Genomic DNA, 20,880 nt, shown 5'->3' with positions numbered 1-20,880 from the left:
ATGGCGCACTTCGTGGGGCGGGCCGAGGAACTCGCGGTGCTGACGACACTGCTGGCGCGTCCTGGTTTGTGTGTCGCTGAGGTCGTCGGCGAGCCAGGCATCGGGAAAACCAGGCTGCTGGCGGAGTTCCGAGCGGTGGCCGCCGCCGGCGGCCACCGGGTGCTCGCTGGTCAAGCCGGGGAACTGTCCGGAACAGCTCCGTTCTCGGTCTTGGTCGACGCGGTCGACGACGTACTCGTGAATTGCCGTCCCCCACTGGACGATCAGGCCTTGGCCTTGCTCGCGGACGTGCTGCCCTCGATTGAGGACACCGCGCCCGCGCAACGGCCGACTGGCGGAGGTCGCTACCGGGTGCATGGCGCGTTGAGCGAGCTGCTGGAGTGGCTGGCCGCACCTGGTGGTCTGGTGCTGACGCTCGACGACGTGCACTGGGCCGATGAAGCGACCTCAGAACTGTTGAGCCGCCTTGTCCGCAGGCCACCACGTGCGCCCACGATGATCGTGCTGGCCTACCGGCCGCGCCAGCAACCGTCGCACCTGTCAGCAGCGCTCGCGTCAGGTAACAGTGAGATCGTGAAGTTGGCTCCGCTATCCCGTGACCAGGTCGCCGAGTTGGTCGGCCCGGACGTATCCCAGCACCGTCTCAGCCAGCTGCACGATCTCAGCGGCGGAAACCCGCTCTACCTGGACGCGCTGTCCAAGGTCGGCACAACGGCCTCGTTCGACGCGGTGCTGCACGCCGAACTGGCCATGCTCGGTGAACCGGAACGTCTCATCGCCCACGCTGCGGCAGCGCTGGACGACCCGTTCGAACTGGCCACAGTCGCCCGTGTGGCGGAACTGCACGAGCATGAGGCGAAGGAAGCGCTTGCTGAGCTGGTCACTCGTGACCTGATCCGCCCGCACGGCGTGAAATGGCGCTACCGGCATCCGCTGGTCCGGCGCGCCGCGTACGGGTCAGCGAGCCGTGGTTGGCTGCACGGCGCCCATTCGCGTGCGGCCAGAACGTTGGTGGACGCGCCTGCCGTCCAGCAAGCTCCGCATGTGATGCGGGTGGCGCGTGTGGGTGACCAGGCCGCGATCGACCTGCTCACGAGCGCCGCGCGCGAGACTCTCGTGCATGGTCCGGCCACAGCAGCGCAATGGTTGCGCGCGGCGATCGACCTGCTGCCGGAGACCGTCGCTGATCAACGGTTGGGCTTGCTGGCCGAACTCGGTCACGCGCTTGCGCTGAGCGGTTCGCTGCATGAGAGCCGGCACGTCCTACAGACCGTGCTGCACCAATTGCCGGCCGACGAACCTGCACGCCGAGCCGCTGCGGTGGTGGCATGTGCACGCGTGGAGCAACTGCTCGGTCACCATCAGGAGGCCAGGGGTCTGTTGCTGGCTGAACTGCAGCGACTGCCCGTGACGCACCAGACGGAGAAAGTCCAGCTCGAGCTGGAGCTGGGTTCGGTCGGGCTGATCAGTTGTGATTTCCAGATCGACATCAGGTGGATCGACGACGCCCTCGCCACCGCTCGGGACCTGGGCAACCGGGCTATGGAGGCGGAAGCGTGCGCAGTCCAGGCCTTGGCCGCGTATGGTGCCGCCGACGCGGCAGCGGCGCTTGAGTGGCAGCACAAAAGCGCCGGGCTTATGGACCAGCTGTCCGACGACGACTTGGCGGCCAACCTGAACGGGCCCGCGACGCTCAGTTGGGCCGAGTTGTATCTGGCACGGCCACGCGAAGCGCTGCGGCACCTTGATCGTGGTTTGGCACTGTCCGCGAGAACCGGGCAAAGCCATCAACTCGTGTACTTGCTCACGGGGAAAGCCATGGCCCAGTTGCTGCTGGGTGATCTGACGGACGCGAGTGCGAGCGCGGCCGAGGCGGTCGAGGTCGCTGAGTTGTCCGCGAGCGACAAGCTACGGGCCTCCTCGTACACCATCCAAGCGATGGTCGAGACGAGCCGCCGCAACCGTGATCTCGCGTTGCGGGCGGGCAAACGGGCTGTGCGCGCGTGTCGCGGCACCTTGGACTGGTGGTCCGCGGTCGCGGGGTGCGCACTCGGTGGCGCCTGGTTGATCAACGGCGATCCGGACACAGGAGTGGCCGATCTGGTGCGCCTGGCCGGTGGACCGGAGTTGCCGTTGCTGGATCCCCTGCACCGTCCCGTCTTCGCCCGCAGCCTCGTGGCCGCGGAGTTGTCACGAGGACGTCCGGACGACGCGAAGCGATGGACTGTCCTAATGGAACAGTCCGTTGCCCAGAGCCCCGGTGGTGACCTGTTGGCCAACCGGGCAGGCCACATCGCCTATTGCCACGCCACGGTGTGCCTGTCCACTGGACAACCGCATAAAGCGATCGAGTATGCGAGAAGCGCGGCGGCGGCCTTCCACGCCACCGACCATGTGGTGCAGGAAATGGAGAGCCGGGAGCTGCTGGGCTTGGCGCTGGCTGCCTCGGGCGACACCACCGAGGCGGCCAAGGAGCTGACCGAGGTGGCGAGGCAGTACGAAAGATGCGATATGCCGGGCCGCCGGGACGGCGTGTACCAGCAGCTGAGGGCGTTGGGCCACAACGTGGTCTCGCCGCGTAGGCCCACTGAGCACGCCACCCTTCCCCAGTTGACCGCACGCGAGGCCGAAGTCGCGACGCTTGTGGCCGACGGCCTGACCAACCGGGAGATCATGCAGCGGCTGAGGCTGAGCAGGCGCACCGTCGAGACCCACATCTCCAACATCCGAGGCAAACTCGAAGTGGAGTCGCGGGCCGCGCTCGCCGCGACCGTCATCCGGGCCGGCCAGGCTGTTTAGTTCCGCTACAAAGCGGCGGCGGCGACTTTCTTCTTTCGCATGGGCTTGGTCTCCCCGACCATCGTGGTGTCCGGGCGGACACCCAATTGGTCGAGCAGTTCCAGGTCGTCACGGACGCAGTAGTGCGTGGCCAACCGTCCGTCCCGGCCCTCGTAGATGTGCACCTGCTCGACGCTGACCGAGCACCTGGTCGGCGCCACGCCGAGGTGGTCGCCCACGTGCACCCCGGAGAACCGCAGCCGCACGACGATGGTCGTACCTTCCGCGACCAGGCCGAGCACGTCCCAGCGAGCGTCCTTGAACGATCGCCGCAGCGCTTGGATGGAGCTCTTGAACCAGTCCGGCCCAGCCGACACGCCCAGATCTGCGAAGTCAGGCGTCAGATAGTCGTCGATCCTGGATATCTTCCCGTCGTTGAACGCCCGGCACAGCTCCAGCACGAGTCGTTTGTAATGAGCGGTCCCCGTCATAGCTTCCTCGACCCTCTCCCCAGGAGGTCCCCTTGCCCCGGACAATAGTGGCGCAAAGCAGGCGGCAGCGCTTCGTGGTAATTACGCACATCCAGTCCAACTGCTACGTAAGTTGCTGCCGAACGTAGCCGGGTGGCGCCTACGGGTAGCTGAACGGGCATCACTTCACGTTTTCGTGCCTCTTCTCATGGCGGTGAATGCCGACGATTGTGCTCTGAAGACGCGCGTACCGGTCGCAGGTTGCCGTTCACGCCACATGGCCACCCCGAAGGACCAGTTCCGCACCTTCCCAGGTCCGCCGCAGCCACCGGTCGTGCGACGCGATCACGACGGCACCAGGCGCGGAACGTAGCGCGTCCTCCAGTTCCTCGACGAGACTCAGCGACAGGTGGTTCGTCGGCTCGTCGAGCAACAACACGTCCGGCGGCTGGCCGATCAGAACAGCCAGGGCCAGCCTGCGCCGCTGCCCGACCGACAGATGCCCCACCGGCCGGTCGAGATCCCTGGGCGCGACCAGGCCGAGTTCGGCCAGCGGTGCCGAGCCCGTGTACAGCTGACGTGGCGTCTTGCCGGGATCCGGGAACTCGACGTCCTGCTCGAGCAGACCCACCCGGACACCACGCGCACGACGGACCTCACCGTCATCCGGGCGCAGCCGACCGGCCAGCACGTGCAGCAGCGTGGACTTGCCCGCGCCGTTCGAACCGCAGACCATCAGCCGGTCGCCCGTCACGACGTCGAGCTGACCGATGTCCAACCGGCTGTCGACCTTCACGTGGCGCACCGATAGAGCCAGCTTGTCGTCGGGCTGCGTCGCGGTGAGTGTCGCGGCGAACTTCAGCGGTGCCGGAGGCTTCCGCACCTGTGTACGGGTCAGCTCATCCAGCCGGTGCTGCGCGTTGCGCACACGCCTCGAGATCTGCTTCTGCACACGACCGCCGAAGAAGTCGTAGCTCATCTTGTCGTTGTCACGTGGCGGACGGTTGTACGCGACGTTGCGAGCCGTGATGTCGACGGAGTGCTTGAGGCGCTTCAACTCGTCCTGCTCGGACTCGTACTGCTGCTCCCAGCGTGCGTGCTCGGCGCGCTTGGAGTCCAGGTAGTCGGTGTACGCGCCGCCGTACAGCGTGATTCCGCCGCGTGCCGGATCGAGGTCCACAATCGCCGTGCACACGGCGTCCAGGAACACGCGGTCGTGCGACGCCACCACAACCACGCCCGGCAGTCGCGTCAACTGGCTCTCCAGGAAGGCCATCGCCTCGTCGTCGAGGTGGTTGGTCGGCTCGTCCAGCAGCAACGCCCGCGGCTGGCTGATCAACAGCGCCGCGAGACCTAGCCGGGAACGCTGCCCACCCGACAGTGAGCCGATGATTCGGTCGTAGCGGACCCCTGAGAGTCCGAGTCCTTCCATGACCAGCGCGGCGCGGCGGTCGGCGTCCCAGATGTCGTGCGCTTGCGCCCATTCCAGTAAGTCGCCGTACTCGGCCAGCGCGGCCGAGTCGGTGAGCATCGTGCTGAGTTCGGTCAACCGTTGTTCGGCGTCGCGAATATCTGCCAGGGCGCTGTCGACGACCTCGCCGACGGTCATGTCCAGGCTGTACGGCAGTTCTTGGGTGAGAAAGCCGCAGTCCGGCGGACGGTGGATCTCGCCGGCGTCCGCCTCTTCGGTGCCGGCCAGCAACCTCAGCAGCGTGGACTTGCCAACGCCGTTCTCGCCGACCAGGCCCAGGCGTTGTCCTGGGGACACAGTCAAGGAAACGCTGTCGAGAACTCGCCGATCGCCGTAGACCTTGTCCAGATCACGCACGACCAAGTACGGGGTTGATGACATCGCATACCGCCAGAGTGGCTCGGTAGGGCGTCCGCCGGGCAGCAGGCCTCGGGCGCGGACGGGTGGCGATGTCAGTTCTCCATGATGGTTACAACGCTAACAAGGTCGGCAAGCGATTATTGGTTCTCCGCAAATGCTGCCGTAGATTGCACAAGGTTCCGCAGATACGGAGGAAGATCGTGAAGAAGCTGGTGGCCCTGCTCGCGGCCCCGATCCTGCTCGCCGGGTGTGGCGGCTCAGAGCAGCCACCGGCCGCGACGGCGGGTGCGGGCCAATCGGTGACCGGCGAGGTCACGGTGTTCGCGGCCGCCTCGCTGACCGAGACCTTCACCCAGCTCGGCAAGGACTTCGAAGCCGCCAACCCTGGCGCCAAGGTCAAGTTCAACTTCGGCGGCAGCTCGGCGCTGGCCCAGCAGATCAACCAGGGCGCGCCCGTTGACGTGTTCGCCTCGGCGAGCCCGGCCAACATGAAGCAGGTCGCCGAGACCGGCTCGGTCACGTTCGTGAAGAACAAGCTGCGGATCGCAGTCGGCAAGGGCAACCCGCACAAGATCGCCACGCTGGCCGACGTGCTCAACCCAGAGATCAAACTGGCGTTGTGCGCCGAGCAGGTGCCGTGCGGCGCCACGGCCAAGAAGGCGTTCGAGGTCGCGAAGCTCACGCCGAAGCCGGTCACGCTCGAACAGGACGTGAAGGCGACGCTGACCAAGGTCAAGCTCGGCGAGGTGGACGCCGCGCTGGTGTACAAGACGGACGTGGCCGCGGCGACGAAAGACGTCGACGGCGTCGATTTCCCCGAGGCGGCGCAGGCGATCAACGACTATCCGATCGTGACGCTGCCCAAGACGCGGAACGCCACGGGTGGCAAGGCGTTCATGGACTTCATCCTGTCGGACAAGGGCCGCCAGGTACTGACCAAGGCAGGCTTCGATACCCCGTAACGGTCACACTGACAGCATGAGAGCGGTTCGGGCGCGTGTTCCGGTTGTCCTGCTCATCCCTGCGTTCATCGGCCTGGCGTTCCTGGTGCTCCCGATGGCCGGGCTGGTCATCAGGGCGCCGTGGGCCACTCTGGTCGACCAGCTCGCCACCGCCGAGGTCGGTGAGGCGCTACGACTTTCGTTGATCTGCGCGACCTCCGCGACGGTGATCTGCCTGGTGCTGGGTGTACCGCTGGCGTGGATGCTCGCGCGGACCGAACTGCCAGGCAGGCGCATCGCGCGCGCCTTCGTCACCGTTCCGTTGGTGCTGCCGCCGGTGGTCGGTGGTGTGGCGCTGCTGCTGGTGTTCGGGCGGCGCGGTGTGCTCGGTCAGTATCTGGATTCGTGGTTCGGGGTCTCGCTGCCGTTCACGACCGCGGGTGTGATCGTCGCCGAGGCGTTCGTGGCGATGCCGTTTCTCGTGATCGCCGTCGAAGGCGCGTTGCGCGGGGCGGATTCCCGGTTCGAGGAAGCTGCCGCGACCTTGGGCGCGTCCCGGTGGACGGCTTTCCGCCGGGTCACTCTGCCGACCGTCGCACCGGGCATCGCGGCGGGCGCGGTGCTCTGCTGGGCTCGTGCACTGGGCGAGTTCGGTGCGACGATCACATTCGCCGGCAACTATCCAGGGACTACGCAGACCATGCCACTCGCGGTGTATCTGGCGCTGGAGCAGGATCCGGACAGTGCCACGGTGCTGAGCCTCGTACTGCTGGTCGTGTCCATCGTGATCCTGGTCAGTCTGCGCGACCGGTGGATCGGAGCACGCGCATGACTTTGCAGGCCACCTTAAACGTCCATATCGGATCGTTCGAGCTGACGGCGGACGTCGAGGTGGAACCAGGCACGACGCTGGCGCTGCTCGGCCCCAACGGCGCCGGGAAAAGCACCGCGCTGCGCGCGCTGGCCGGCCTGCGACCGTTGACCAAAGGCACGATCGAACTGGGCGGCCGTACCGTCGACGCCCCGGAGAAAGGCGTGTTCGTTCCGCCTGAGCGTCGATCGGTCGGCGTCGTGTTCCAGGACTACCTGCTGTTCGGCCACATGTCCGCAGTGGACAATGTCGCGTTCGGTCTGCGTGCGCGTGGCACGCGTAAGCGGGAAGCGAACGCGACCGCCGTCGAGTGGCTCGACCGGGTCGGCCTGGCCGCGCAGGCGCGCCACAAGCCCCGCCAACTGTCAGGCGGCCAAGCCCAACGGGTCGCGCTCGCCCGTGCCCTGGCCATCCAGCCGGACCTGCTGCTGCTCGACGAGCCACTCGCCGCGCTGGACGCAGCGACACGCATCCAGATCCGGGCGCAACTACGCAAGCACCTCGACGACTACGAGGGCTCGACGGTCCTGGTGACACACGACCCACTGGACGCCATGATTCTCGCCGACCGTCTCCTCGTCGTGGAAAACGGCTCCGTTGTGCAGGCGGGCTCCCCCGCGGAGATCGCCAGACGGCCGCGCACCGACTACATCGCCGCGCTTGTCGGGCTGAATCTCTATAGGGGAACGGCCGACGGCGTGAGCATCAAACTCGACGACGGCAGCGTGCTCACCACAGCGCATTCCATCAACGGCCCGGTCTTCGTCACGTTCCCGCCGAACGCCGTGAGTCTGCACAAGACGCGGCCCGACGGCAGCCCCCGCAACACGTGGCTCGCCGAAGTGGCCGGGATCGAGCAGCACGCAGACACGGTCCGCGTCCGTCTGACAGGCACGCCCGATCTGCTCGCCGACGTGACCACAGCGGCTGTCGCCGAGCTCACGCTGACCCCGGGCCAGCAGGTGTGGGTCACGGTCAAAGCGACCGAAACCCACGCCTACCCCATCTAGAAAACCCAGGTCAGAGACGGTGGTCGCCCTATCGCGCCATCACAGGTCGCCCAGCAAGGCGGTGGGTCGCTCGACGCAGTCGGCCAGGAAACGCAGGAAACCACCGGCGACCTCGCCGTCGCAGACTCTGTGGTCGAAGGCGAGGGTCAGTTCGGTCACCTTGCGCACCGCGAGCTGGCCGTCGACCACCCAAGGGCGGTCGATGATCCGCCCGATGCCGACGATCGCGGCCTCCGGGTAGTTGATGATCGCGGCCGAACCGTCCACCCCGAACACGCCGTAGTTGTTCACCGTGAACGTGCCACCGGTGAGTTTTGCCGGGGGCAATGAGCCGTCCCGGACCGACTCAGTGAGGTGGCCCAACTGCGCAGCCAGCTCACGCGTGGTCAGGTCCTGGGCGTCCTTCACCACGGGCACGACCAGGCCCCGCGGCGTCTGGGCGGCAAAGCCGAGGTTCACCGCGTCCGAGATCACGATCTCACCGCGCTCGGTGTCCACGGTGGAGTTCAGCGCCGGGTACCGCTTCAGGCCGAGCACGCAGAACCGGGCGATCAACGCGAGCAGGCTCACCGGGCGGGCCGGGTCGGCACTGTTGATCTCCTGGCGCGCGGCGAGCAGGCCGGTGGCGTCGACGTCCACCCACACCGTCGCCTCGGGGATCTCCCGGCGGGAACGGCTCAACCGGTCGGCCACCATGCCGCGCACACCGCGCAGCGGGATCCTCGTCTGGCCCTCGACCTGGGTGTCCTCGGCCTGACCGGAAATCGCGGCCACCACGTCCTTGCGGAGGACCAGACCGTCGGGGCCACTCCCGGCCAGTGCCTTCAGGTCGACGTGGTTCTCCCGCGCCAGCTTGCGGACCACCGGCGACACCACCGCAACCGGACCCGATTCCGGGGCGACAGCCACCTGGCTCACCGGAGGAGCCACAGCGTCAGCCACGGCGAGAGCCCGCCGGCGGCCCTGGCGGCGAGCGCGTTTGGTGACGCCGGACCCGACCAGGTTCGGGCTCGTCTCCACGCCCGGCTCCGACAGCCCGGCGGACGCGACCGACAAGAGCGGGGCGCCGACATTGATCGTCGAACCAGCCTCGCCGTGCAGCGCGGTCACGACGCCGGCATACGGAACGGGCACCTCGATGGCGGCCTTGGCCGTCTCGACCTCGATTACGGGCTGGTCAACCTCGACCGCGTCGCCGACCTCGACCAGCCAGCGCACGATCTCCGCGTCGACCAGGCCTTCGCCGAGGTCGGGAAGCGCGAACTGGCGGACGTTCACTGGTCCTCCCACTGCAGCCGGGCGATCGTGTCCAGGATCCGGTCCGGGTGCGGCAACTGGTGCTCCTCGAGATCCTTCGGCGGGTATGGCACGTCAAAACCGCCAACCCGCAGCATGGGTGCCTCCAACCAGTGGAAACACTTCTCGCTCACGGTCGCGACGACCTCGGCGCCGTACCCGGAGAACACCGACGACTCGTGCACGACGACCGCGCGGCCGGTCTTGCGAACCGATGCGCAGACCGTGTCCTCGTCCAGCGGTGCGAGCGACCGCAGGTCGATGACCTCGACGTCCCAGCCTTCCTCCTTGGCCGCGCCCGCGGTCTCCATGCAGGTCTGGACGGTCGAGCCATACGAGATGAGCGTGACGTGCTGGCCCTCCCGGCGGACCACCGCACGGTTCATCGGGTCTGTCCGTGCGGGCAGCTCCAGGTCCGCCCTGCTCCAGTACCGGGACTTCGGCTCCATGAAGATGACCGGATCCGGGCTCTCGATCGCGGCACGCAGCATCGAGTACGCGTCCGCGGTGGCGCCCGGCGTGACGACCGTAAGGCCGGGTGTGTGCGTGTAGTACGCCTCAGACGAGTCGCCGTGGTGTTCGACGCCGCCGATGCCCCCGCCGTAGGGAATGCGGATGACCATCGGCAACGCGACCTTGCCGCGGGTGCGGTTGCGCATTTTGGCCACGTGCGAAGTGATCTGCTCGAACGCGGGGTACGCGAAAGCGTCGAACTGCATCTCGACGACCGGTCGCATGCCGTACATGGCCATACCGATCGCGGTACCGACGATCCCCGACTCGGCCAGCGGGGAGTCGAAACAACGCTCCTCACCGAACTGTGCCGTCAGGCCTTCGGTCACCGTGAACACGCCGCCGTACGGCCCTACGTCCTCGCCGAACACCACAACGTTCGGGTCTTCTGTCATCGCGTCGCGCAGGGCGCGGTTCAACGCTTGCGCCATGTTGAGCTGAGCCATCACGCGTCACCTCGGTCCGCGGCGAGCTCCGCCCGTAACGCGGCGGCTTGCGCGCGCAGCCGTGGCGTCGGTACGGCGTAGACGTGTTCGAACAGCTCGTCTGGGTCGACGTGCGCGTCCTTGTTCATCTCGGCGCGTAGTTCGGCCATCATCCGGTCGGCTTCCTCCGCGTACGCCGACTCGTCCACGCCGAGCAACCGGTTGAAGCGGAGGAGGGGGTCGGCGGCGCGCCACGGTTCGGCGTCGCTCGCGTCGCGGTACCGGTTGGTGTCGTCCGAGTTCGTGTGCGGGTCGATCCGGTACGTCAGGCCTTCCACAATGGATGGACCACCACCTGAGCGTGCCCGCGCCAGCGCCTCGGACACCACGGTGTACACGGCGGCGGCGTCGTTTCCGTCGACGTGGTAACCGGGCATTCCGTAACCGATTGCCTTGTGCGCCAATGTCGGCGCTTTCGACTGCTTGGACAGCGGGACGCTGATCGCCCACTGGTTGTTCTGGATGAAGAACACGACCGGGGCGTTGAACACCGCCGCGAAGTTGAACGCCTCATGCGCGTCGCCCTCGCTGGTCGCGCCGTCGCCCATGAACACAAGCACTGCCAACGAATCCCCGCGCAGGCGCGCCGCGTGCGCCAGGCCAACCGCGTGCGGTCCGTTCGTCGACAGCGGTGTGCACAACGGCGCGACACGGTACGCGTGCGGGTCGTAACCCGAGTGCCAATCGCCACGCAACAGGGTGAGCGTCTCGACCGCGGGAACACCGCGCGTGACAACGGCGACGGTGTCACGGTAGGTCGGGAACAGCCAGTCGTCGGCTTCGAGCGCGAGCGTCGCTCCGACCTCACACGCTTCCTGGCCGACCGATGAGGGGTAGACCGCGAGGCGGCCTTGCTTGGTCAGCGCGGTGGCTTGTCTGTTGAACCGCCTGCCCAGGACCATCGCGCGGTGCAGGGATCGCAGGACGCGCTCGTCCGGCAGGTCGCCGACGGCCGACCCGTTCTCGTCGACCAGCTGGATGGGTTTCCGGCCCGGCAGCGTGAGCTCGGGGCTCGCCTCGATCGACTTCATGACCGAATGGTCAGTTGGTATCGTGACACTTGTCCACGCTGGTGACCGAGGCCGAGACGAGTTGCCTGCGGGAGCGCGACAGGAGGCCCGGATGTCCGACCAGATGTCCGGCCAGGGGGAGACCGATGGACGGATGGCGCCCGCTCTGGACGAGGTCGACCGCAGGATCGTCGAGCTGCTGCGTGCGGACGGCCGGATCTCGGTGCGCAAACTGGCCGAGCAGGTCAACGTCTCCCGCGCCAACGCGTACGCCCGGATCGAACGGCTGACTTCGTCCGGCGTGATCACCGGCTACCACGCCACAATCGATCCGCACCGGTATGGCTACACGGTGTCGGCGTACCTGGCTGTCAAATTGCGCCAGCGGTCGTGGCGCGAGTTCACCCAGCGCCTGGCCGACATGCCCGAGGTCGAGCACGCGGCGATGGTGTCCGGTGGATACGACGGCTTGTTGCTCGTGCGCACCACCGACAGTGACGCGCTACGCGACGTCGTGCTGGACAGGTTGCAGTCCATGCCCGAGGTGATGGCGACGCACACGATGTTCATCCTGGACGAGCTCAGGCCGAAGCCCTCGTAGGTGGCTGACCCGACGAGCCACCTACGAGGGCCTGCGGTTTGCTGCTGAAACGCCGTGGCTACAGCCTGGCCGCCGCGGCCGCGATGTCCTTGGCGAAGGTGCTCACCTCGGTGTAGACGCCGGGCTTGCCGCGCCGGGCGCAGCCCTCGCCCCAGCTGACGATGCCGACCTCGATCCACTGTCCCGCGTTGTCCTTGCGGAACATCGGGCCGCCGGAATCACCCTGGCAGGTGTCCACGCCACCGTTGGCCAGACCGGCGCAGATCTCCGCGGCCGGGATCAGGTCGCCGTAGCTGCCGCCGGACGCCCTGCATGTCGAGTCGCTGATGAACGGCACCTGAGCCTTGAGCAGGTAGCGCTGCTGCGCGCCGCCTTCCGAGGCCGCGCCCCAGCCGGCGACCGTGAAGGTGCCGTTGTCGTACTCCTTGGTGGTAGCGATCTTCAGCGTCGGCACGTTGTTGACCGGGCTGGCCAGCTTGATCAGCGCCCAGTCACCGCCCGTGGCCGTGGGGTAGGTCGCGGACCGGTGGACGTAGGTCGACTTGACCTTGATCGCGCTGGAGCTCTGCAGGTCCACCACGCCGAGCGTGGCGGTGATGCTGGTGTTGGCGCCGGTCCGCGAGACGCAGTGCGCCGCGGTCAGGACGATCTGCGGCGCGTACAAGGCGCCGCCGCAGCCCATCGACAACCGGACCATCCAGGGGAACTCGCCTTGGGCTGCCCTCGTGCCGCCGACGACCTGGGTGCCGACCTCGCCGTCAGGGGCGCCCGACGGCTGCTCCGCCGTCGCCGGGGACGCGAGACCGATCATGGTCGCCGCGCCGACGATGGCGATCGCGGATTTTTTGAGCGCGCTGAACCACGTGTTGGTGCTCAACGGATCATTCCTTCCGAAGTCCACTCAAAGTGCAGGGAGGTGAACGCAAAGCGACTACACCAGAGTGGATAAAGCCCGGTCAACCCCACTTTCTTCGGATCTTGATCCCAATTGCGTTACCAGGATGTCGCGACGTACGTGGTTTCCAGGTATTCCGCGATGCCCTCGTAGCCGCCTTCCCTGCCCAGGCCCGACTCCTTGACGCCCCCGAACGGCGCGGCCGGGTCGGACACGAGGCCGCGGTTGAGCCCCACCATCCCGGCGTCGAGGCGTTCCGCCAACCGGAGCCCTCTGGCCAGGTCAGCGGTATACAGATAGCTCACCAGACCCATGTCGGTCGCGTTGGCGAACGCAACGGCGTCCTCGTCGTCCTGGATGGTGAAAACGGGCGCGACCGGGCCGAAAATCTCCTCGCGGCCGAGGACCGAGTCACGGGGGACGTCGGTCACGACCGTCGGCGGATAGTGGAAGCCGGACCCTTTCGTCCGTTTGCCACCCAGCTGGATCTTGCCGCCGGACAATTCGACCTTGGCTTCGAGGTTTGCCAGCGCGCGTTCGTTGATCACCGGCGCCGACGGCACTGCCCGCATCGCGGAAACAAGCTTCTCGGTGAACTCGTCGACGACCGATTCATGTACCAGAAATCGATTGGCCGCCGTGCAGGCCTGGCCGTGGTTGCGCATTTTGGCCACCATCGCGCCCTGCACCGCCGCGTCCAGGTCGGCGTCGTCGAGCACCAGGAACGGCGCGTTGCCGCCCAGCTCCATGGAGCATTTGACGACGTGGTCGGCGGCTTGGGCCAGCAGCACCCTGCCGACCTGGGTCGACCCTGTGAAGGAGAGCTTACGAATCCGGTGGTCCGCCAGGGCCCTGGTCACCAGCTCGCCCGGCTTGTCCGTGGTCAGGACGTTGACGACGCCCTGGGGTACGCCGGCGTCGGCGAGCAGTTCGGCCAGCAGCAAGGCAGTCAGCGGGGTGTCCTCAGGCGGTTTCAGCACGACGGTGCACCCGGCCGCGAGCGCTGGACCGATCTTGCGGGTGGCCATGGCCGCCGGGAAGTTCCACGGAGTCAGCAGCAGCGACACACCCACCGGGCGCTGGAACGTCAGGATCCGGTTCGCCCCGCCGGGAGCCGTCCGCAACTCACCGCCGATGCGGACGGCCTCCTCAGCGAACCATCGGAAGAACTCGGCCGCGTAGGTCACCTCGCCCCGCGCGTCATCCAGCGACTTGCCCATCTCCTGCGTGATCAGAGCCGCGATCTCCTCGCGTCGCTCGACCATCGCCTCGAAGGCGCGGCGCAGCACCTCGCTCCGTTGCCGCGGGGCGGTGGCCGCCCAGGACGGCCAGGCCTCATGAGCTGCGGAAATGGCCGCGTCCACGTCGCTGGCCCCGGCACGGGCGACCGAGGTGATGGTCTCGCCGGACGAGGGATCCAGGACCGGGAAGGTCCCTTCGGAGCCCGGAACCCACTTGCCGCCGATGAACAGATCGGTTTTCACAGCACCTCCTGGAAGGCCGCGTCGAGGATGTCCAGGCCCTCGGTGAGCAGGTCCTCGCCGATGACCAACGGTGGCAGGAACCGCAGGACGTTGCCGAACGTGCCTGCGGTGAGGGTGATCAGTCCGGCCTGGTGGCAGGCCGCGGACACGGCGCCGGCCAACGCGGGCGTGGGTTCGGTGAACTCGACGGCCAGCATGGCGCCGCGTCCTCGCGCCTCGCCGAGCTGGTCGTATTTCGCGACCAGTGCGTCGAGCCGCGGACGCATGGTCGCCTCGATCCGCCTGGCCGCGCCGCACAGATCGTCGGCGTGCATCGTGTCGATGGCGGCGAGTGCGGCAGCGCAGGCGATCGGGTTGCCGCCGTATGTTCCGCCGAGACCGCCGACGTGGACCGAGTCCATGATTTCGGCCCGGCCGGTGACCGCGGCCAACGGCAGGCCACCCGCGATCCCCTTCGCGGTGGTGATCAGGTCGGGGACGATCCGCTCGTGCGTCGAGGCGAACCAGTCGCCGGTCCGGCAGAAGCCGGTCTGGATCTCGTCGGCGATCAGCAGAATCCCCTCGTCCCGGCACCACTCAGCGACCCGGTGCAGGAAGCCGGGCGCGGGGACGATGAACCCGCCTTCGCCCTGGATCGGCTCGACGATCACGGCGGCGACGTTGTCCGAGCCGATCTGCACGCGGACCGCGGTCGTGAACGCCTCGAACGCCTCGTCAGCGCAGGTGGCACTGCCAGACGGCCACCGGTACGGGTACGCCATCGGCACCCGGTGGATCTCACCGGCGAACGGTCCGAAGCGATGCTTGTACGGCATGTTCTTCGCGGTCAGGGCCATGGTCAGGTTGGTACGCCCGTGATACGCGTGGTCGAACGCGACGACAGCCGACCGTCCGGTGTGGTGGCGTGCGATCTTCACCGCGTTCTCCACGGCCTCCGCGCCGGAGTTGAACAACGCCGTGCGTTTCTCGTGGTCTCCCGGCGTCAGCTCGTTCAGCCGCTCGGCCACCTCCACGTAGGCCTCGTATGGCGTGATCATGAAGCACGTGTGCGTGAAGTCCTCGACTTGAGCGCGGACGGCCTCGACGACGCGCGGAGCGGAGTTACCCACGCTCGTCACCGCGATGCCAGAGCCGAAGTCGATCAGGTGGTTGTCGTCGACATCCACCACGATCCCGCCGCCCGCGCGGACGACGTACGCGGGCAGAGTGGTGCCGACGCCCTGGGCGACGGCCGCGACCTTGCGGGCGTGCAGCTCGACAGAGCGCGGGCCGGGGATGTCGGTGCGCAGGACGCGTCGCTGCGGGACGCCTTGCGAGATAACGGTCGTCATGCCAGAAGTACATCGCTGACCTGCTGATCTGTCAGTTGTACAAAGTGCGCATCAGTTGTACAACTGGAGTGCTACCCACAACTCGGCCCGCGTGCCTGTGGCGTCGAGGCTCCGGCCGAGGAGCTCCTCGATCTTGCGCAGCCGGTACCGCAGCGTGTGCCGGTGGATCTCCAGCCGTGCACTCGCCTCGACCCAGTTGCCGTCACACACCAGGAAAGTCCGCAACGTGCCGACCAGATCGACGGTTGACTCGTACGCACGCAACGGTGCCAGCAATGCGTCGGCGTAAGCACGTACTTCGGGGGTGTCAACGTGGGACACGAGGCCCCGGTCCAGTACCTCGGCCTTGGTCACGATCACCGGCCCTTCACCAAGCAGCGCCGCAGACAACTTCATCACCTCGGCCGCCGCGTCCGGCACCTTTTCCCACGTCATGGCCTCGCTGACAGCAGCCCTCCCCCGCCCGTCGAGCAACTCGGCCAGTTGCCGCACGCTTTGTCGCTCGAACACGCTCAGCAGGTAGTCGACGCCCTGGACGACCAACGCCGCCGGCATCTCCCGCTCCACGATGGCCGCCAGATCGGCACACGCCACATCGCCACGGATGATCGCGACTCGGACCGGCGGTTTGGGCAACACGACCCCAGTGCTCACGGCGGCGTCGCTCAGTCCGTGGACCAGGAACGTCGCGGCGGCTGCCCGTAGCGAACGCTCCGCCCGGCGGACAGCCGTCACCTGGTCGGCTTGGAACGCCAGCAAGCTCAACGCCGTCCCGATCACGCTGTGCCCGTCCGCGGTCAGCTTCGGCGTGCCGACGGCCAGATAGCCACCCATGTGATCAACCGGGTGGACGGACACCTGGGCCTTGTCGGCCGACCAAGACAGTGAGAACCGCCCGGCCGGTGAGACCCGTTCGATCTCGGCCTTGACCCGCTTGAGCTCGCGCCGTGCCTTGGCCGGAGCCGCCGCGACCGCACGAAAGTCCTGGTCAAGCAGCATGGCCCAGCCGTTGAGCCACTGCGCCAAGCGTCGGACGATCTCACCGGGCACGTCCGGCGCGGCCAGGGAACGGATGAGCGCGCGTTCGACGTCGGCAGTCGAACGCGCGGCGCGGACGGCGGTTCGTGCCATGTCGTCGGCCACGTATTTGGTGATGTCCGAGAACCTGGTCTCCAACGGCACCTCGACCAGAGGCATGCCAGCGTCCTGACAAGCCTTGAGCAAACCCGCGGGCACGGCCTTGTGCGACAACCCCACCCCGAACCCGATCCCGACCACCCCCGCCTGGCCGAGCCGCGACACGTACTGGCCGGGCGGCCCCAGTTGCAGGCCGGTGGTCAGCAGGAGCGTCCCTGTCCGCAGGAACAGCCCCGGGTCGGCGAGTTCGCTGACGTGCACCCAGCCCACCTGGCGGTTCACCGCGTCGTCACCGGAAAGGACCCGCAAGCCGAATTCGCGCTGGCGGACGAGTGCGGCCAGAGTGAGCGTCACGGGCCTCACTGTCGCACGCACCGACCTGGTCCACCGGGACGCAACGCTGAAGATCGACACCGGAGCGAAGGAGACGTGGTGTCCGAATCCGCGCATGACGCAGTTGTCGTCGGCTACGACGGATCGCCTTCCGCGCGCCGGGCAGCGCACTGGGCGGCCAGAGAGGCGGCGACGCGACGCAGGCGGCTGGTGATCGTGCACGCGTTCCGCTGGCCGTTGACCGAACTCACGCAGCTGCGCACCGAGACGGTGGTGCTGTCGGAGGACCCGTTCCGCAGCGAGTACCAGAAACTCGTCGACGAACTCGTCGCGGAGTGCCAGCCGTTGGCCGGCACCAACGAGGACCGGGGCGAGGTGATCGTGGGAGACCCGGTCGACGTGCTCAACCAGCTCGGCGCGAACGCGAACCTGCTCGTGCTCGGCTCGTCCGGTCACGGCGCCGTGCACCAGGTGCTGCTGGGGTCCACATCGGCGGAGTTGGTCCGGTCGACCAGCGCGCCGGTCGTGGTGGTTCGCGAAACCGACCAGCCCGCGCGGCGCCGCCGGGTGGTGGTCGGCGTTGACGGGTCCGAGACAAGCACCCGTGCGGTCGACTTCGCGTACGACTTCGCTGCCAGGCACAACGCCGACCTGGTCGCCGTGCACGCGTGGAGCGATCTGCCGCTGGACGCGCTCGGCGCGGTCAGCGAGTGGGACGTGAACTGGGACCACATCGTCGGACAGGCCAACGCTGTGTTGGCCGAGGCGCTGGTCGGTCATTCGGTGCGCTACCCGGACGTGCGGGTGCAGCCGTTGGTGACGATGAGCAAGCCCGTCGAGGCTTTGCTGGCCCAGGGCGACAACGCGGACCTGGTCGCCGTGGGCAGCCATGGCCGTGGTGCCGTCCGGCGGATGCTGCTCGGCTCCGTCAGCCAGGCGGTCCTGCATTACGCGAAGTGTCCGGTGGCGGTGCTCCGGCCCGGATGATCGCCGCGTCCAATGGGTGGGCACAGTTGCTTCCAGGCGTGGTTTTCCGACTATTGGACAGGTGGGGTCCACCAAGACAGTCGCGATCATCGGGGCAGGCCCACGTGGAATCGGTGTGCTGGAGAGGCTGGGCGCCAACATCGATCTGTTCGGCCGTGGCGAACTGGACGTGCACCTGATCGACCCGTATCCGCCCGGCCCCGGCCGGGTGTGGCGGCACGCCCAGTCGCCGCTGCTGCGGATGAACTCGATGGCCGAGGACGTCACGATGTTCGTCGACGACAGCGTCCAGTGCGAAGGTCCGGCACGGCCGGGTCCGTCGCTGGCGCAGTGGGCGAGCCAGGTCCGCTCCGGCGAGGTCGGCACGACCGGCATGGACCGCGATGTCCTGGCGGAGATCCATGCGTTGACCGGCACGTCTTTCGCCACGCGACGCGTGCAAAGCGCTTATCTGTCCTGGTTCTTCGAGGACACCATGGCCAAGCTCGGCGAGGGCATTTCAGTCAAACTTCACAAGGACACTGTGCTGCGGGTCACCGGCGGACTGGATGAGCCACAGCTGGTCTGGCTGACAACGAGTGCCACACCGATCACGGCCGACATCGTGATCTTCACCCTGGGCCACCTGGACAGCACGCCCACTGAGGAGGAGTCCGCGCTCGTGCGCTACGCCGAAGCGAACGGGCTGACTTACCTGCCGCCCGAATACTCCGCGGACAGCGATCTCGACGTCATCCAGCCGGGCCAGGACGTGCTGATGCGCGGCTTCGGCCTCGCATTCGTCGACCTGGCAGTGCTGTTGACCGAAGGCAGGGGCGGGAAGTTCCGCACCGAAGCCGACGGGACGCTGACCTACCTGCCGTCCGGCGAGGAACCGCGGTTGTACGTGGGTTCCCGGCGTGGCGTGCCGTATCACTCCAAAACCGACTACCGCTTGCTCGCCGGAAGGCCGCCGGTGCCGCATTTCTTCGGCCCGGACACGGTGGCGCGTCTGTTGAGCCAGGACGGTCAGCTCGACTTCCGCCGGGATCTGTGGCCGTTGATGGCCATGGACATCGCATGGGGTCACTACCACGAACTCTTCAACGGCCATCCGGACCGGGTGCGGGCGACGTGGCCGGATTTTTCGGCCAGGTTCGCTGACCTGGTGTGGGACACCCCGGAGATGCACGCGCTGGTGGCCGAAACCGTGCCGGAGCCGGCGGACCGGCTTGATCTCGACGCGCTCGACCGGCCGCTCAAGGGCCTGCGGTTCGAGACGTTCGCGGAGTTGCAAGAGCACCTGCGTGCCTACATCCGGCGCGATGTGGACCGTCGCACGAACGACCACTACAGCGCTGATCTCGGCGCGTTCGTCGGATTGCTGTACGCGTACGGGAATCTCGCGGTGATCGCCGGAGCCAAGAGGCTGACCACGACGTCGTACGTGCGCGACGTGGGCGGTTGGTGGGCCGGCTACTTCAACTACCTGGCCAGCGGGCCACCGGGGCACCGCCTCGAAGAGTTGCTCGCGTTGTCACGCGCGGGAATCGTGCAGTTCCTCGGGGCGGACATCCAAGTGGACGCGGTGGACGGCGTGTTCGTCGGAAGCAGCGTGAGCAGTCCGCACACTGTCCGTGCCACCGCACTGGTCGAGGCCCGGATCCCCAGCGCCACGATCAAGCGGACCAGCAACGTTCTGCTCAGGTCGCTGTACGAGTCCGGTGACGGCGCGGCGGAAGTGCTGTCCGAACCGCGCCACGAGACCGGCCGGTTGTTGGTGACGCCGACCGACCTGCGTCTCGTGGACAGTTCAGGTAACGCCCATCCGCGGCGGTTCGCGTTAGGTGCGCCGACGAGTGTGGTCGCGGTGGCGGCATTCGCCCGTCCGAACGTCAACTCGCCGGCGTTCCGGCAGAACGACCTCGTTGCCCGCACTGTCCTCAGGACGCTGTAGCGGGAACGATCCACTTGCGCAGCCTCGGCGGGAGGCGTTTCTCCAGTCCGTACGGCTCCAGGTGTGCCTGGAAGACCTCGTTGAACGCGTGCTCGACGCCGTCGGAGTCCCACACATCGCGTTCAAGGATGGGCGCTTTGAAGTACGGCTGGCCGACGATGTGCAATTGCGGCCCGTTGCACCGAACCACCTGGCCCGTGATTCCGTGTGCGCGGTCGGACAGCAGGAAGAGCGCCACCGGAGCGATCCGGCTGGCAGTGCGGTCCGGCGGGCACGCCCGCAGCGAACGCTCCGATTTCCACACCATCCTGGTGTGGGCCAGGGGGCACAGCGCGTTGACGCGGATTCCCGCGTCCTCCATGTCCAAAGCCCACGAGTACGTCAGCGACGCCACCGCGCCCTTGGTCGCCGCGTAGGTCCCCAGCTTGCGTTGCCCCAGGTGCGCTCCTGAGGACACGTTGACGATCGAGCCGCCTCCCTGCGCCCGCATCTGCCGTGCCGCCGCTACGCCCACGTACATCACGCCGAGGACGTTGACCTCGACCAGCTCCCTCATCTGGTCGATGTCCTCGTCCCACGGCAACGACTCGTAGTTCAGCCCGGCGTTGTTGATCAGGCCGTCGACCGAGCCGAACTCCCGGACGCACAGGTCGATGATGGCCTGCGCTTGGCCGGGATCGGCCACCGAGTGGTCGCTTGCGACGACCTTGCCGCCCTGGGCGCGGATGTTCCCCGCGGTCCGTTCCGCCAAGTCGCCGTCTATGTCGTTGACCACGACAGCCGCCCCCGCATGGGCGGCGTGCAGCGCGAACGCCTCCCCAAGGCCGCGCCCAGCCCCGGTGACGACCACTGCCTTCCCGTCCAAGAACCTCATGGGGTCCAGTGTCGACACCCGGCTGGGCTCGAATGGGTGACCGGCGGCGAACGGTCTGGACATTGCGCCAAACGTCCCAACGAGTTCACCCGCGCCG

17 protein-coding genes are annotated in these 20,880 nt (G+C 67.5%); 7 read left to right on the top strand and 10 right to left on the bottom strand.

Translation table 11 applies throughout. The annotated features are described in order from the left end of the window. Complete coding sequence (locus AOZ06_RS10000; protein ID WP_054289177.1) at nucleotides 1-2,799, top strand: helix-turn-helix transcriptional regulator; 2,799 nt, start codon at nucleotides 1-3, stop codon at nucleotides 2,797-2,799. Between the two features lie 5 nt (nucleotides 2,800-2,804). On the opposite strand, the gene AOZ06_RS09995 is transcribed toward AOZ06_RS10000, so the two are convergent. Together AOZ06_RS09995 and AOZ06_RS09990 are read right to left on the bottom strand one after the other, a co-directional pair. Then, entirely contained in the window at nucleotides 2,805-3,269 is a 465-nt protein-coding gene (locus AOZ06_RS09995; protein ID WP_054289176.1) for an ester cyclase, read from the bottom strand. A gap of 247 nt (nucleotides 3,270-3,516) precedes the next feature. Further along, entirely contained in the window at nucleotides 3,517-5,100 is a 1,584-nt protein-coding gene (locus AOZ06_RS09990) for an ABC-F family ATP-binding cassette domain-containing protein (RefSeq protein ID WP_054289175.1), read from the bottom strand. A 179-nt stretch (nucleotides 5,101-5,279) separates the two neighbouring features. Between AOZ06_RS09990 and modA the strand changes: the two genes are divergently transcribed. The 3 genes from modA to AOZ06_RS09975 are packed head-to-tail and all read left to right on the top strand — an operon-like array spanning nucleotide 5,280 to nucleotide 7,901. Continuing rightward, nucleotides 5,280-6,041 (top strand): molybdate ABC transporter substrate-binding protein, encoded by a 762-nt coding sequence (gene modA / locus AOZ06_RS09985; protein ID WP_236952166.1) that lies wholly within the window; start codon nucleotides 5,280-5,282, stop codon nucleotides 6,039-6,041. Nucleotides 6,042-6,057: 16 nt separating this feature from the next. After that, on the top strand, nucleotides 6,058-6,852 hold the full coding sequence (locus AOZ06_RS09980) for an ABC transporter permease (protein WP_054289174.1): 795 nt from the start codon (nucleotides 6,058-6,060) through the stop codon (nucleotides 6,850-6,852). Continuing rightward, nucleotides 6,849-7,901: a sulfate/molybdate ABC transporter ATP-binding protein gene (locus AOZ06_RS09975; RefSeq protein WP_054289173.1), complete on the top strand. Its 1,053-nt coding sequence runs from the start codon at nucleotides 6,849-6,851 to the stop codon at nucleotides 7,899-7,901. Before AOZ06_RS09980 ends, AOZ06_RS09975 begins: the two co-directional genes overlap by 4 nt. A gap of 39 nt (nucleotides 7,902-7,940) precedes the next feature. Here the strand turns inward: AOZ06_RS09975 and AOZ06_RS09970 are convergent, their stop codons facing one another. The 3 genes from AOZ06_RS09970 to AOZ06_RS09960 are packed head-to-tail and all read right to left on the bottom strand — an operon-like array spanning nucleotide 7,941 to nucleotide 11,226. Next, on the bottom strand, nucleotides 7,941-9,179 hold the full coding sequence (locus AOZ06_RS09970; RefSeq protein WP_054289172.1) for a dihydrolipoamide acetyltransferase family protein: 1,239 nt from the start codon (nucleotides 9,177-9,179) through the stop codon (nucleotides 7,941-7,943). Next, on the bottom strand, nucleotides 9,176-10,156 hold the full coding sequence (locus AOZ06_RS09965) for an alpha-ketoacid dehydrogenase subunit beta (RefSeq protein WP_054289171.1): 981 nt from the start codon (nucleotides 10,154-10,156) through the stop codon (nucleotides 9,176-9,178). The genes AOZ06_RS09970 and AOZ06_RS09965 overlap by 4 nt, the downstream gene beginning before the upstream one ends. Next, on the bottom strand, nucleotides 10,156-11,226 hold the full coding sequence (locus tag AOZ06_RS09960) for a thiamine pyrophosphate-dependent dehydrogenase E1 component subunit alpha (RefSeq protein ID WP_063810005.1): 1,071 nt from the start codon (nucleotides 11,224-11,226) through the stop codon (nucleotides 10,156-10,158). The genes AOZ06_RS09965 and AOZ06_RS09960 overlap by 1 nt, the downstream gene beginning before the upstream one ends. 91 nt (nucleotides 11,227-11,317) lie before the next feature. Here AOZ06_RS09960 and AOZ06_RS09955 point away from each other — a divergent pair, with 91 nt between their 5' ends. After that, nucleotides 11,318-11,806 carry an Lrp/AsnC family transcriptional regulator gene (locus AOZ06_RS09955; protein WP_218921963.1) on the top strand — a complete coding sequence of 163 codons (489 nt, stop codon included), beginning with the start codon at nucleotides 11,318-11,320 and terminating at the stop codon, nucleotides 11,804-11,806. A 58-nt stretch (nucleotides 11,807-11,864) separates the two neighbouring features. Here the strand turns inward: AOZ06_RS09955 and AOZ06_RS09950 are convergent, their stop codons facing one another. The 4 genes from AOZ06_RS09950 to AOZ06_RS09935 form a co-directional block, all read right to left on the bottom strand. Next, the gene (locus AOZ06_RS09950; RefSeq protein ID WP_157233765.1) at nucleotides 11,865-12,617 is read right to left on the bottom strand and encodes a S1 family peptidase; all 753 of its coding nucleotides are present in this window, start codon (nucleotides 12,615-12,617) and stop codon (nucleotides 11,865-11,867) included. Nucleotides 12,618-12,799: 182 nt separating this feature from the next. Next, a complete protein-coding gene (locus AOZ06_RS09945; RefSeq protein WP_054289169.1) occupies nucleotides 12,800-14,185 on the bottom strand; it encodes an NAD-dependent succinate-semialdehyde dehydrogenase in 1,386 nt (461 codons plus the stop codon). After that, the gene (gene gabT, locus AOZ06_RS09940; RefSeq protein ID WP_054289168.1) at nucleotides 14,182-15,516 is read right to left on the bottom strand and encodes a 4-aminobutyrate--2-oxoglutarate transaminase; all 1,335 of its coding nucleotides are present in this window, start codon (nucleotides 15,514-15,516) and stop codon (nucleotides 14,182-14,184) included. Before gabT ends, AOZ06_RS09945 begins: the two co-directional genes overlap by 4 nt. Nucleotides 15,517-15,567: 51 nt before the next feature. After that, on the bottom strand, nucleotides 15,568-17,007 hold the full coding sequence (locus tag AOZ06_RS09935) for a helix-turn-helix domain-containing protein (protein WP_169798893.1): 1,440 nt from the start codon (nucleotides 17,005-17,007) through the stop codon (nucleotides 15,568-15,570). A gap of 78 nt (nucleotides 17,008-17,085) precedes the next feature. Here AOZ06_RS09935 and AOZ06_RS09930 point away from each other — a divergent pair, with 78 nt between their 5' ends. Continuing rightward, a complete protein-coding gene (locus AOZ06_RS09930) occupies nucleotides 17,086-17,973 on the top strand; it encodes a universal stress protein (protein WP_054289166.1) in 888 nt (295 codons plus the stop codon). Nucleotides 17,974-18,034: 61 nt separating this feature from the next. Further along, nucleotides 18,035-19,909, top strand: a complete 1,875-nt coding sequence (locus AOZ06_RS09925) for an FAD/NAD(P)-binding protein (RefSeq protein ID WP_236952165.1) — start codon at nucleotides 18,035-18,037, stop codon at nucleotides 19,907-19,909. Here AOZ06_RS09925 and AOZ06_RS09920 read toward each other — a convergent pair. Continuing rightward, nucleotides 19,896-20,783 carry an SDR family NAD(P)-dependent oxidoreductase gene (locus AOZ06_RS09920; protein ID WP_054296536.1) on the bottom strand — a complete coding sequence of 296 codons (888 nt, stop codon included), beginning with the start codon at nucleotides 20,781-20,783 and terminating at the stop codon, nucleotides 19,896-19,898. The genes AOZ06_RS09925 and AOZ06_RS09920 overlap by 14 nt on opposite strands. Between the last annotated feature and the right edge of the window lie 97 nt (nucleotides 20,784-20,880).

Source organism: Kibdelosporangium phytohabitans, assembly GCF_001302585.1.
GTDB classification, from domain to species: Bacteria; Actinomycetota; Actinomycetes; order Mycobacteriales; family Pseudonocardiaceae; genus Kibdelosporangium; species Kibdelosporangium phytohabitans.
This window is presented reverse-complemented; position numbering and strand designations above follow the sequence as displayed.